The sequence below is a fragment of the Bradyrhizobium sp. ARR65 genome (assembly GCF_000472385.1).
Classification (GTDB): domain Bacteria; phylum Pseudomonadota; class Alphaproteobacteria; order Rhizobiales; family Xanthobacteraceae; genus Bradyrhizobium.
In genome coordinates, this window is the sequence record NZ_AWZU01000093.1 from 1 (window position 1) to 12,509 (window position 12,509).

Annotated in this window: 12 protein-coding genes; 10 read left to right on the plus strand and 2 right to left on the minus strand. The window is 59.5% G+C overall.

Annotation, left to right across the window (positions count from 1 at the left end; genetic code table 11):
- From F758_RS0141615 to F758_RS46025, 8 genes are all read left to right on the plus strand, one after another.
- The coding region (locus F758_RS0141615; RefSeq protein ID WP_024513054.1) for a transposase domain-containing protein at nucleotides 1-246 on the plus strand (246 nt) is incomplete at its 5' end.
- A gap of 1,248 nt (nucleotides 247-1,494) precedes the next feature.
- Nucleotides 1,495-1,758: a type II toxin-antitoxin system TacA family antitoxin gene (locus tag F758_RS46010; protein ID WP_051387205.1), complete on the plus strand. Its 264-nt coding sequence runs from the start codon at nucleotides 1,495-1,497 to the stop codon at nucleotides 1,756-1,758.
- Nucleotides 1,759-1,761: 3 nt separating this feature from the next.
- Nucleotides 1,762-2,259, plus strand: coding sequence for a GNAT family N-acetyltransferase (locus F758_RS0141630; RefSeq protein WP_024513327.1), 498 nt, complete (start codon nucleotides 1,762-1,764; stop codon nucleotides 2,257-2,259).
- A gap of 531 nt (nucleotides 2,260-2,790) precedes the next feature.
- The gene (locus F758_RS50525) at nucleotides 2,791-2,967 is read left to right on the plus strand and encodes a hypothetical protein (RefSeq protein WP_157450505.1); all 177 of its coding nucleotides are present in this window, start codon (nucleotides 2,791-2,793) and stop codon (nucleotides 2,965-2,967) included.
- Nucleotides 2,968-3,353: 386 nt separating this feature from the next.
- Complete coding sequence (locus F758_RS46020; RefSeq protein ID WP_024513328.1) at nucleotides 3,354-3,959, plus strand: hypothetical protein; 606 nt, start codon at nucleotides 3,354-3,356, stop codon at nucleotides 3,957-3,959.
- 77 nt (nucleotides 3,960-4,036) lie between these two features.
- Complete coding sequence (locus tag F758_RS0141645) at nucleotides 4,037-5,218, plus strand: MFS transporter (RefSeq protein WP_063615020.1); 1,182 nt, start codon at nucleotides 4,037-4,039, stop codon at nucleotides 5,216-5,218.
- Between the two features lie 591 nt (nucleotides 5,219-5,809).
- The gene (gene ligD / locus F758_RS0141650; RefSeq protein WP_024513330.1) at nucleotides 5,810-7,624 is read left to right on the plus strand and encodes a DNA ligase D; all 1,815 of its coding nucleotides are present in this window, start codon (nucleotides 5,810-5,812) and stop codon (nucleotides 7,622-7,624) included.
- 31 nt (nucleotides 7,625-7,655) lie between these two features.
- The gene (locus F758_RS46025; protein ID WP_035725100.1) at nucleotides 7,656-8,177 is read left to right on the plus strand and encodes a hypothetical protein; all 522 of its coding nucleotides are present in this window, start codon (nucleotides 7,656-7,658) and stop codon (nucleotides 8,175-8,177) included.
- A gap of 684 nt (nucleotides 8,178-8,861) precedes the next feature.
- Here F758_RS46025 and F758_RS0141665 read toward each other — a convergent pair.
- Complete coding sequence (locus F758_RS0141665; RefSeq protein WP_024513331.1) at nucleotides 8,862-9,170, minus strand: hypothetical protein; 309 nt, start codon at nucleotides 9,168-9,170, stop codon at nucleotides 8,862-8,864.
- An 868-nt stretch (nucleotides 9,171-10,038) separates the two neighbouring features.
- On the opposite strand from F758_RS0141665, the gene F758_RS0141675 reads away from it, so the two are divergent.
- Nucleotides 10,039-10,365 (plus strand): hypothetical protein, encoded by a 327-nt coding sequence (locus tag F758_RS0141675; protein ID WP_024513332.1) that lies wholly within the window; start codon nucleotides 10,039-10,041, stop codon nucleotides 10,363-10,365.
- 10 nt (nucleotides 10,366-10,375) lie between these two features.
- On the opposite strand, the gene purU is transcribed toward F758_RS0141675, so the two are convergent.
- Nucleotides 10,376-11,239 (minus strand): formyltetrahydrofolate deformylase, encoded by an 864-nt coding sequence (gene purU / locus F758_RS0141680; RefSeq protein ID WP_024513333.1) that lies wholly within the window; start codon nucleotides 11,237-11,239, stop codon nucleotides 10,376-10,378.
- A gap of 177 nt (nucleotides 11,240-11,416) precedes the next feature.
- Between purU and F758_RS0141685 the strand changes: the two genes are divergently transcribed.
- A complete protein-coding gene (locus tag F758_RS0141685) occupies nucleotides 11,417-12,265 on the plus strand; it encodes a uroporphyrinogen-III synthase (RefSeq protein ID WP_024513334.1) in 849 nt (282 codons plus the stop codon).
- Nucleotides 12,266-12,509: the final 244 nt, after the last annotated feature.

The window sequence follows — 12,509 nt, forward strand, 5'->3', positions numbered from 1 at the left end:
GAACGGAGCCTGCGCGGATTGGCTCTGGGCAGAAAGGCCTGGCTGTTCGCGGGATCCGACCGCGGCGCGCACCGGGCCGCCGTCATGCTCACCCTCATCATGACTGCGCGCCTCAACGACGTCGACCCCAAGGTCTGGCTCGCCGACGTCTTCAGACGCATCGCAGAAATCGCGCAATCCCGCCTGCACGAACTNCTCCCGTGGGAGTGGAAAGCAAAAGNCNCCGCTGCGGCTCAGGCCGCCTGAAACCCTCGGCATCATCATAGCCGGCAACGACTATCCGCACGCCCGGGAATCCCGCGGTATTGGTCGTATGCTTACGCTCTTTTCGAAATTCCCAAAGGTCCTTGATTGTGTTCCTGCGGTCTACGAAACGGCAATTTCCCAAGACCGTTTTGCAAGGCGTTACGGCGATGGCGAGGATTTCAGAAAGTTGTAAATCGCCCTTGGCAACTGCGCTGATCTCAACGCCTGCAGCAGAATTGGGCACGCCCTGCGAAGGTCGTTGGTGGCCTAGCGCAGCTGTCATGTAAACCGGGGCAAAGTGGGAGCAATCTGCCGTCTATCCGCGCGCCTGCGTAGCCATCCATCCGCCCTTTAAGCCCAACCTCGATCACCAGTGCCAGGCACTCGATCCGATCGCCGCGAAGCAGGGTAGCAGTTCCTTCAGCCGAGAGGATACGGCAGTTGAAAGCCCGCTACTCTGCGAGCGTGCTCCCGGACAGCCCGAATGTCAGGATACTCTTCGGCCACAAGAACGGACGCCGCATTCTGCCTTAGGCTGGGTCATCCAGATTCCCCTGCGATGAGCGAAAACTGAATACACGAAAAAGCCTCTGCGACGAGTCGCTGAGGCTGAGTGAGGGTCATGTAGCTTGCAGCGGGTACCTGCTGCTGGACAATCCGGGACTGCACCATTGGTTCCGGGTTCAAACAACGTACCTGGACCAGTTGGGACAGCGTACATACGATTTCGGGCACTGAGTTAGGAACGGGATGAACAATTATTCATTTACCTGAACGTCGTGGTATCTCCTCCTTCTCAACGCGGCAGCAAAGCAGCCCAGTTCCAGCGCTGGGCTGTTTCGCTGTTGGCACTCGCGGCGCCGAATCCGAGGGTGCTACGCCGGAGTTACGGGGTACCAGCCTCGTCACATGGACGCAAAGTCAGCCGAGGCTGATCTTGAGCAGCTGGCCGTGTCGGTGCCGAGCATGCGGGCGCGCTACTCGTTCGCGAGCTCCGGCGTCTTCATGACGTGCTCGAGCGGATAGTAGGGCATGGCTTGCAGCTCCGTCGACTTACTCGATCTGCACTACTTTCGACGCGGCCTTTAATTGGATAGCAATCTCAACGACATAGGAGTTCGACATATAATTTTCTCCGCTCGAACTCCTGCAATGGCGCCTCGTATTGCAAAATGCGCTACACGTCTATATTGCTGTTATGGAGGCCGCTCATGTCCCGAGCCATTAAGCGCAAGGAGCACCCGTTCGATGCGGCTGCCCGAAGCTGACATTGACATCATCGATCGAGCTGCAGCACTTCGCGGCCGCTCGCGCACCGATTTCGTGCGTGATGCGGCCGTGCGTGCGGCCGAGGACGTGCTGATGGAGACGTTACCCATTCGGATGAGCGCCGCGGGCTTCAAGGCCTTCATGGCGGCTTTATCCAAGCCCGCCGCCGCAGTCCCCGAAATGGTTGAACTGTTCCGGCGTGCGGCCCCGTGGGAGTCCAGCGGTTCAAAGACCGGGAGCTAAGGCTTGGCGGTTTCCGAGCCCGAGTTGCTGACGGCGGTCCACGATCTTGTCGAGTTCTCCTGTGGCAAGCCGTCACTCGATCGTTGGCTCAAGACCCGAGCGCTATCCAACCAGGAGAAGGGCTTTACGGCTGTTCTCGTGGTCCATGAAGCCAAACGCGTGATCGGTTATTATGGCCTCGCGCCAACAGCAATCGTGCCTTCAATACTGCCGCGATCTATCCGAACGGGCCAACCGCCCGACCCTGTCCCTTGCCTGCTTTTGGGACAGCTTGCGACCGATCAGCATTGGATCGGCAAGGGAATTGGCACGGGCCTGCTCAAGCATGCGTTGCAACGGTGCGTCACGGCCGCGAGCCTCATTGAAGGTCGCGCTCTGATCGTCAACCCGGTTGACGTGGAAGCTGCTGCGTTCTGGGGGCGACGCGGCTTCATTCCCTCGAAAGACAATCCACTGATTCTCTTCAGATCGATCGCCGATATTGCAGCATCGCTTCGCTAGGTTATCCTCCAGGATATCCGGCATCCCGAACCCGCCGTGAGGCCATACGCCGTCTACCAATGGTACTTTCTTGCGGCGATCAGGAACCGTTTGTTCATGGCCATCTCCCCAGAAACACGGATATTCGCACCACGATGATCTTAGTGCGATCCGCTCGCATCTAATGTGCACCGTTTCACATCTTGCCGCTAGTGGAAGCCTGACGGACGGGTCGGCGGCTTTGTCGCGGAGATGCTGTGGAATTTCAGCGTCCGGCAAAGAATACCGCAGATGATAGGACGCTAACGTGGGCGATATCGAACGGAATCCGCACGCCAATCGTTGCATCACGATCGGTGGTAGCAGAAGTCATTGAGGATGGGCCAGCGGGAGTTGTCCTGGAGATCAAGAGCAAGCGTTCCACGCGATCGAACAGAAAGGTAGCTGGAAGAAGGCTCGTGAACGTTTCGAGCAGAGGTCCTCCACGACACGGATGGCCCAGCTCGAAGAAACAGAGAAATCTCCTAGTGCTTACATCGAAGGAGCAGCAAGATGAGCCCACATATAGCAGAGGAACTCTGCAGCACGATCGATAGGAGCCTCTTCGCGATCGGGCGGGACGCGACGCCGCCACGAGATCCCGATGAAGATGAAGAGGACGAGGAAGAGGACGAAGACGAGGATCACGCCGACGAACCGCCGGTCGTGCGAGAGCCGGACGAAGGCTAAGCAGGATTTGTGGATTGCTGAGTTTCTGAATCAGTTGGCACCATCGGCGGCTGCGAGGCTGGATGATTTCGGCTGCGCGAGAACCGGGCGAGCGCTGTGGAACGATGCCCAGTAAGAGATATCCCGAGCGGCCACAGTGTAAGGGATATCCCGAGCGGCCACAGTGCGACTCTCAGTTTGGCGCGACAAGGGCTTCATCGGGCTCTATCGATTTTCGAGATTGCCAGAGACCCCGACATTTGTGGGGACGGCAGGGCAACTGCGGCCCGGCGAACTCCTCCACTCGCCAGGCGGAGGTAGGGAATTGCCTCACCCAATCCGCCCGAGACGCTGCGATCCGTGAAACAATTTGGATGTTGGGGATTTGCCTTTAAGGAGGGACGTTCGTGAAGCGGATCCTTAAATCCAGCACCTATGTGTTGGCCGCCGCCTACTTCGTGGTGGACGCGATCTTCATGAGCGTCGCCAAGCCGATCTCCAACTGGATCGCAAACCACCTGGTCCTAAGAAGATTGCGCGCCTGGATCAGGTCCTTGCCACCCTACCCTTCGCTCGCGCTATTTTCCGTGCCCGTGATCATTCTGGAACCGGCGAAGGCCCTAGCAGCCTACCTCGCCGCAACTGGCCAGATGCTGGGGAGCGCCCTGACATTGATCACGTGCGAGCTTCTGAAGCTCGTGCTCGTGGAGCGTCTGTTCAGTCTCACAAGAGACAAGCTGATGAAGATTCCGGCATTCGCCTGGGCTTATGGCAAGTTCCGGCAGGGCAAAGCGTGGTTGGAAGCTACGCAGGCGTGGCAAACTTTCCAGTCATTGAATAGGGCCGCGCGCAACTACGTTGCGCATCTGAAAGCAATGATAGCCTCCCGTTATTCCACGTTGAGAGCCAAGCCCCTGCGAGCCCGACCTGAAGATCTTCCTGGACCGCGTGGCATACCTTCCGAGCGCCAATGGTCTGATGCTCGCCTCCGGGTGTCAGGAAAAACGCGGTAACCGCTCGAGTTGAGCATCTGCGAGCTGCCGTGCAGCTACGCACATTGACGTGGAGGTTCTCGCCGAGTCTCGCATCGATGATGCCACATCTGTCTCAGGCGTCAATTGTGCGCGTCAATGGGCCTACTGCCTATATCATTCTTTACGCCTGCATGTACGCCGCCTTTGGTGCCGCCTCGCCGTTTTGGCCAAAATTTTTCGAAGCGAAAGCCCTGCTCCCTGAAGAGATCGGCTTCGTGGTGGGCGCTGCAATGTTGGTGCGCCTAGCTGCTGGCCCATTTATCGGCAGGATTGCCGATCGCTGGGGGTCATTGCGCCTTGTGCTTGCAACATGCGCCGTCCTGGCGGCCGCGACGGCCATGGCGCTTTCGCGAACCGATACCTTTTGGCGCCTGTTGTTGATCGCGTTGGTTCAGGCCGCGGCACTTGCTCCAATGACATCAGTTGCCGATGCCCTGTCGGTAAACAGCGCGAAACCTCAGCTTGCAAGCAAGCCTTTCGAGTACGGCTGGATACGCGCCTCGGGATCGGCGGCCTTTGCAATCGGGGTGGTGATTGTTGGACAGCTTATCAGTCGTGACAATCTCAAGCCGATCATCTGGACGAATGTGACTCTGCTCGCCGCGGCGGGCGGCGCGACGGCATTGCTGCCCAGCGCAAACACTCCATCACAACTCAGACCGCCGACCGATCTCGTCGGACTAGGTGGGCTTCTTACCAATCAACGCTATCGGACCGTCATTATAGTTTCCGCCCTCGTTTACGGGAGTCACGCAATGCACGACGCCTTTGCCGTGATTCGATGGAGCGATGCTGGCATTGACACGTCGGTTATTGGCACGCTGTGGGCGGAAGCAGTAGGCGCAGAGGTCATGGTCTTTTCTCTCTTTGGTCCTGCGTTGGTCGGCCGATTGGGCGTGCACGGCGCGGCTGCTTTGTCCGCCCTGGCAGGTATCGTACGTTGGTCCATTGCCGGCGTGAGCACCTCCGTCATGGTGTTATCGATCGTGCAGCCGCTGCACGGATTGACGTTTGCGCTGCTTCATCTTGCCTGTATGCGCACGATGTCGGATGTCGTCCCAAGCAATCTGTCTGCAACGGCGCAGGCTTTTTACGCGTTCGGCTCAGGGCTTTTGACAGCAGGGCTGACCATACTGTCGGGCACGCTATATGCCAGCTACGGAGGAGCGTCGTTCTTTTTTATGGCAGCCCTGTGCGGCGCCGCACTGCCGTTGGTCCGTTTTGGATTGGCAGAATAGTTGATTACCTCTCGCTCGAAACTAACTATGTAGCGGTAGCCGGCGAGAGTTTCGGGTTTTGCCCATCGTGCGATTCTCTGCTGCGCAAAGCGGAGATCAACGTCGGTGCGTGATGCAACCGGATCCGATGCCCCTCTACTCCGCTGCGGCTCGTCCGCCGCAGAACATCATTCCCCGGTCCTACTCCTGAGACTCGGATCCTACGCCCTGCGAGCGGCATTGAAGAAGGCAGAGGTAACGGACGATGCAGGCGATGCCGAGAGGCTCGCAAGAAGGAGAAAAGCCTGCGAAGCAGAATCGCAAATGACCGGACAGGGAAAGCCCGGTGTTGCCCCTGCCCCGGCACGACCTTTGGACGCGAGTGGGTCGCAATGCGACTCAAATCCGGCAATGCGCGGATTCATTCTATCACGGCAGCGCGATCGCACTACCGTTCGTGTCTCAATAGTCCGCGTGCTTCGGTCGAAGAAGTGCATTTAGCGCAAGCGCACCACTCTCCCCTTTCGCCTCATTGCTCATTTTCGGAATGCGCGACGCCGACCCAAATTCAAGCCAGTAGGAAACGATTTCTCCGTTGCCCGTTGACTTCTTATGTGTGCTGTTCGGTTGCTTCCCTCCGCGGCGCTCTCGCCCTCACGAGTACCAGGTGCGCGGAAAGCACCCTTTCCGAAGTTCATCGAGTTTTGCGATCCCACATTGCGGGAGCAACCGCCAACAGCCGGAAAGTGGCGCTGGGAGATCAAAGCCGACGGGTACCGCGGTCAACTTCATTTAGGTGAAGGTAAAATAACCGTCTTTTCCCGTACCGGTCTTGATTGGACGGAACAGTTCTCCTCAATTGCGGCGGCAACTCACAAACTGACTGCCAAAACGGCCGTGATAGACGGCGAGGTGGTAGTCTATGGCAAGAATGGCCTGCCCGATTTCCAGCAGCTCCGCCGCGAGTTGGGCGCCCGCAGGAGCAAGCACGTTCGGTATCATGCTTTCGATCTGCTTTACCTCGACGGCTACGACTTGCGCGAGGTGCCTTTCGTCCACCGAAAGGAGTTGCTCAGGCGGCTTCTGGACGGAGCGCCCGAGACCTTCGTCTATGTCGAGGACATCGGGGCTGATGGAAATGAGATCTTTGCGAACGCTTGCACCATGGGCTTGGAGGGTCTGGTTGGGAAGCAGCCCGATGCACCCTATCGATCAGGACGTGTCGAGAGCTGGATCAAGCTCAAGTGCAAGAAGAGCGAGACGTTTCCCATCGTGGCCTTCGTCGAAAAGCTTGGTGCGCATCCGCGCAAGGTGGCTTCCCTATACGTCGGGCGCCGTAAAGACCGCAAGCTCATCTATGCCGGCAAGGTTCGCACCGGCTACACGGAGGCGACCGCACGGGAGCTCCGCGAGAGGCTCGATCCGCTGATCAGGAGAACATCTCCCCTGAACGTTCCCGTCAACAAGCCCAAGGCGACTTGGGTTCAGCCGGAGCTGGACGCGGAAGTCGAATATGGCGCCCTGACGGACGAGGGGCTGTTGCGAGAAGCCGTGTTCAAGGGCATCCGCGACGACCTCAAGGTCCCGACCGTCAAAGCTCCCCGCATTGCACCCTCAAACGTGCGGCACGCACACACTGGAGTGCCGAAAGAGAACATTCTGCAGCTCCTGGCTGAGGCGGTCGTGCCGTCCAAGGAGGAGCTTACCGTGTACTGGACGCGGGTTTGGAAGAAGGCGCTGCCCCATCTCGGCCGCCGCCCCCTCAAGCTGGTCCGGCATGTTCATGGGACGACGTTCTACCACAAGGGCAAGCTGCCGAAGGACATACCCGAGACCGTACATCAACTGCACATCGAAAAGCGCGAAGGCGGGCAAGGCACGCGGCTGTGGGTGGATAGTCTCGAAGGGTTTCTCGGGCTGGTCGGGATCGGGGCCGTCGAACTGCATCCATGGAATGCGCCGGTGGACGACATCGAACATGCCGACCGCATCGTAATCGATCTCGATCCGGGGCAAGGCGTGGAGTGGGACGCGGTGGTTGAGACGGCGCTCAGCCTGCGGGACTTCATGCACGAGCAAAGATTGAAAACATGGCCTAAGCTGACCGGCGGGAAAGGTATTCACCTCATTGCTCCGCTGGACATCCCGATACTGCATGATCAGGCCCACCGGACAGCACGGCAACTCGTTTCGGCGTTCGCCGCCCGCAACCCGGACCGATACATCCTCTCGGCACAGGAAAAACGGGGTGGGCGCATCTTCCTCGACTACTTGCGAAACGGGCGCGGCACGACTGCAATCGGCCCGTACTCCCCCCGAGCGCGCCAAGGCTTCCCAATCGCCGCGCCTACGACATGGGCACGCATCGAAAAGGGAATCAAGCCTGATGCGTTCACGATAGCCATCCCTTTTCGGGTCCGGCGCTGATGCGGCTGTGGCTTAGTTCGAGAGATTTGCCATGAGCAAGGATGCATTCGATCAGTACTGGGACTGGCGAGAGAAGCCACCGGGCAGCCGCCTGACTATCCCTGCCCAGGTCTATCATTCCGTGATGTCCCTGCCCGAGAAGGACCAAGCTGACCGGCAAAAGGTCAATGACGCCGTTCGCAAAAGCGCCGAAGCACGCAATGCCGGAAAGACAGTGTGGATCTATTTCAATTCGCCTGGAGCAAAACGGCTGCAGGTCGGCGATCCCGACTGGGCAAAGGTGTTTGCGTCGGCCGAGCTTGCGGACAAGTGGCTCGAACAAAACGACCCCGAAGGGGTGGCTTGGGAATACAAAATCGAGCGCAACGCGGCGAGCACAGGCGCGAAGACCAACAGATCAGTTTGGATTTACGCGCCGGCGAGTGCCCGCGGCAGCGCCGCCGATCCCGATAGCGTCAAGGTGTTTGTCTCTAGGGACGACGGCGAGAAGTGGATCAAGAAAAACGATCCAAATGGCCTACTATCGGAATACGCCGTTCTGAGCCGATGCTAAATGCGAGAGAACTGGACGAACGGGTGTGAGATGGGAGGACGCGCGCCATCAATCGGTCTAGCCCCTTTTCATGGAGCCAATTCTCGACCCAATCATTTCGGTGGTGGGCAGCAGGAAATACTCAAGTAGGTCATTGTTTTTCGTGGCCAAGCCTGATCGCGATGATGTGGCGCTCAGGCAATACAGCCCGATCATTGATCGCGTGATCGCGCATATGGCCACTGTCTCAGCGCCGGCTAACAGTGCGCGAGCCGAAGAGAGATCGCGAACCGATTGTTGCCGCTATTTGGTCGATCCCCGGCTCACAACAGGCAATCGAGCCAACTTTTGAGCCCGCGATCAGCGTCGGCGCGCGATAAGTATCCCGAGCAGAAACGCAATTGCGAGTGACTGTAGTGGCGCTTCAATCGTCATTCGCCGCAAGTTTTCCGAAAGTCGGTACGCGGCTGGTTCGAGCCCTCGCGTTGCTGGTTTTAGCTCTTCCTTGATTTCGCCAGCCATCGCGCGGATATTTTCGGATGCTCGATTGATGCGGTCCTGCTCGGGCGACAACTCGGGAGCTTCGACTGTCATTTGAAGTCCTCCATGCCGATGCCAAGTTAAGCGGCGGCTCGAGGAGTTAGTTCCTTGCTCGCTGATTTTACTTGAATCCGCGGATAGGCTGCGCTCGGCAGGCGAGGTGGATCACCTTAGTTCCGTATGCTGGGCCGCGTCGCGCGCGCGTCTTAGAACTTCAGCCATGTGTGGCTCGCGTGCGACCACAGCCAGCTCTGGCGATGGCGAAATCAATGCCTGTCCCGTTGATCGCAGCTTGGCCTGGCTCAGCTTGCGCACATAATAGCCGCGCTCCTGAACCTCTGTCCTAATCTCGTCGCTGACCCTTAGGACTTTTTTCTTCCTCCGCCATTTTCCGGAGGCTCCCATGAGCGGTATTGGGGCGCCCTTTTTTAGGACGAGCAGATCACGCTTATCGTTTAGGTAAACCTCAAACATCTGCTACCTCCAGCAACGAAATTGCCTTGAAGCAGAACAGCGGTTACTAAAGCGTAGCTCCCGGCAGGAATTGCCGGCGCATTCCGAACTTCCTAAACTTTGCGGCAGAACCTCGTGAAGCGCCAGTGTGTGGATAGTGGGGAAGGCTCTCAAGGACGACCGGCAATGGGCCCTCTTTATCATTGAGCGTTGTTCACATCGCACGCGCACAGACCAACAGTTGTCTGAACGAATACGAGCAGGAGGTCGACGAGATCGTCCTCGCTTGTCACGGACCGGCGTGCTGCTCTTAAGATCCTGATGCTCAGCAACGAGCTGCTGAAGAACCCGCTCCGGGCCATGAGCGCAAAGCTCGCGCACTGCCGCCCCGTGACTCGCAGCTATTGCACTGATCATCTTACGATCCACTCGCTGAGCCACTGCGCTCCGCTTTTTTCTCTCCGGATCGACGAGATTGCTCCTCCCCACCAGACCAGAGCATTTTATCCCGACAAGGGCCGCCAAAAACCGGTTTGGCGGACTATGCCGCCCGGATCGATGGCTACAAGGTCCGCTTAAGGCGATCGCACGGCCCTGCATGGGGTGGGAGGCAATACCACAAGGCAATGTCAGGGTTCTCAACGATGCGGCGATTCCTCTGGCGAGGCTGGATCTGTAAGTTGAGCGCCGCCGCCTAGGCCAACATCCACCTCGGCCTGCCATTTTGATGGGCCGTTCGCTCGGCATTCGCCTTTTCGGCGACACCAAAATACCTTAATGGCTGCGCAACAGGATAAGCCAAATTTACCTGTCAGCAGCTAGGCTCCAGCTCGAGCCGGCTGGCTTAGGCCTGCCGAATCAGTTTCACACGGGCTCGACACTTGCCAAGATGATCTTTCGCTTCCGCCAGCTCGTGCTTCTCATCGCCGCAGCGCTGCTGGCGGGCGGCGTTGCCGGTTGCGCCAGCCTGAACGAAAAGGCCTCGGCCACGATGGGCGACTACATCCCGCAATGGGCCGGCGGCCTGCCGGCCGACGCGCCGCCGCGGCCTGGAACGGCGAAATACGATGCGTGGATGAAGGAGCGGGAGCGGCAGCGTCTGCTTCCGGCCGACCAGCGCGACAAGAACAACGCTGCCGCTGCGCCGTCCTCCGGCAAGTCGGCGCCGGCCACGACCGGTTCGACCTCGTCCTCCGCGTCAGACCCGGTGCACTAAGCCCGCCTGCTCAATCCATGAACACCACCGTCTTGCGGCCGTTGAGGATAACGCGGTCCTCCAGGTGGTAGCGGATCGCGCGCGACAACACCCGCCGCTCGATATCACGGCCTTTGCGGACGAGATCCGCAGGGGTATCGCGATGGCTGATGCGCTCGACATCCTGGTCGATGATCGGGCCTTCGTCGAGATCGCTGGTCACGTAATGCGCGGTGGCGCCGATCAGCTTGACCCCGCGCGCATGCGCCTGGTGATAGGGCTTTGCGCCTTTGAATCCGGGCAGGAAGGAATGGTGGATGTTGATGCAGCGTCCCGAAACTTTCGCCGACATCTCGTCGGAGAGAATCTGCATGTAGCGCGCCAGCACCACGAGATCCGTCCTGGTCTGCACAACGAGGTCCCAGATCGCCTCTTCCTGCTCGCGCTTGGTCTCCTTCGTGACCGGTAGATGGTGGAAGGGAATGGTGCCGAAATCCAGCCCCGCATAGGTCTCGCGCGGGTGATTGGACACGATCGCGGTCGGGATCATCTCGAGCTCGCCGATCCGCCAGCGGTAGAGAATATCGACCAGGCAATGATCGGATTTCGACACCAGCAGCATCACCCGGCGGCGCTCGGCCCGGTCGCGCATCTGCCAGTCCATGGCGAAGCGCTCGGCGATCGCGGCAAAGCCCGTCTGGAGCGCGGAGAGTTGCACCGCGAGGTCGGCCGCGGTGAACACCACGCGCATAAAAAACTTGTTGGTCTCGACGTCATCGAATTGCTGGGCATCCAGAATGTTCTGGCCGCTATTGGCAAGGAAGGTGGAGACCGCGGAGACGATGCCGGGACGATCCGGACAGGACAGCGTCAGCACATATTGGTGATCAGGCATGGTAAGGTCTTGGGCGGTAGGTCTCGGTAGCAGGTCTTGATAGCAGGTCTTGATAGCAGGTCTTGGGCAGTGAGCAGGATTGGCGGCCCTGCTGTATCAGAGCCGGCGCCCTTGCGCCAACGGCACCTTGCGAGTCAGGATGAACAAAAGATGGCCGATTTTCATTGAGACGCAGCCATGGCCGATAGACTGAATGGTTACCGGATCCTGATCCTGGAGACGCGCGAGGAGGCGCAGTTTTCCCGCCTGCTCACCGAGCAAGGCGCCGACGTCCTGCAATGCCCGATGTTCGCCATCCACGATGCCCCCGATCCGGCGCCGATCGAGGCCTGGATCCGCCGCTTCATCGAACGCCCTTTTGACGATCTGGTGCTGTTGACCGGTGAAGGCTTGCGCCGGCTGATGAAGCTGGCGCGCCGGCTCGGCATCGATCAGGATTTTGTGACCGCGCTTGCCAAGGCGCGCAAATTCGCACGCGGCCCCAAGCCGGGTAAGGCGCTGCGCGAGATCGGGCTGGAGCCGCAACAGACCACGGAAAGACCGACCTCCGAGGGTGTCGCCGAGATGCTGTCGCATCTTGACCTCAAGGGGCATCGCCTGGGCCTGCAGCTTTATCCGGACAAGGATCATGCGGCCCTTATCGGCGCGATCAAGGCGGTGGGCGCGGAGGTCGATACCGTGCTGCCTTACGTCTACGATGCCAAGGCGGCGGATGCCAATATCATCACAGCGATCGAGGAGATGGCCGCTGGGAGAGTGGACGCGATCGCACTGACGAGCTCCGGTCAGCCGCGCCGATTGTTCGACGTCGCACAGGCGCGTGGCTGCGAGGCGAGGCTTCGCGAAGGCCTCAAGCGCACGCCGATCGCATCCGTCGGCCCGGTGGTCTCGGACGAATTGCGCGCCCACGGGCTATCGCCCGATATCGTGCCGGCCAACGAGTCCTATTTCATGAAGCCGCTGATCTCGGCAATGGCGGCGGAACTCGCGAAGAATCCGCCGCGGGTGGCTGCAAACAATAAGTGACGTCATTCGGGGGCGCCTCGAGAGGCGAGCCCGGAATCTCGAGATTTCGGTTCGATGCGGAGCCTGTCATCGGCCCTCGCTTCGCGCGGACCCGGTGGTATCGCCCCGGAATGACGGAATTCTCGATGGCCTAATCCGCTGCCTCTCTGCTCTCGCTCAAATATGCCCGATAGGCGAGCGCAATCCCCTCTTGCAGCGAGGTGCGGGCGCGCCAGCCGAGCGCGGCCAGGCGACTGACGTCGAG

Excerpts from the sequence above, each read along its gene's own strand:
- F758_RS0141665 (WP_024513331.1), bottom strand. The coding sequence starts at position 9,170 with ATGTTTGAGGTTTACCTAAACGATAAGCGTGATCTGCTCGTCCTAAAA.
- purU (WP_024513333.1), bottom strand. The coding sequence starts at position 11,239 with ATGCCTGATCACCAATATGTGCTGACGCTGTCCTGTCCGGATCGTCCC.
- ligD (WP_024513330.1), top strand. The coding sequence starts at position 5,810 with ATGTGTGCTGTTCGGTTGCTTCCCTCCGCGGCGCTCTCGCCCTCACGA.
- F758_RS0141685 (WP_024513334.1), top strand. The coding sequence starts at position 11,417 with ATGGCCGATAGACTGAATGGTTACCGGATCCTGATCCTGGAGACGCGC.
- F758_RS46025 (WP_035725100.1), top strand. The coding sequence starts at position 7,656 with ATGAGCAAGGATGCATTCGATCAGTACTGGGACTGGCGAGAGAAGCCA.
- F758_RS0141645 (WP_063615020.1), top strand. The coding sequence starts at position 4,037 with ATGATGCCACATCTGTCTCAGGCGTCAATTGTGCGCGTCAATGGGCCT.
- F758_RS50525 (WP_157450505.1), top strand. The coding sequence starts at position 2,791 with ATGAGCCCACATATAGCAGAGGAACTCTGCAGCACGATCGATAGGAGC.
- F758_RS0141675 (WP_024513332.1), top strand. The coding sequence starts at position 10,039 with ATGATCTTTCGCTTCCGCCAGCTCGTGCTTCTCATCGCCGCAGCGCTG.
- F758_RS46010 (WP_051387205.1), top strand. The coding sequence starts at position 1,495 with ATGCGGCTGCCCGAAGCTGACATTGACATCATCGATCGAGCTGCAGCA.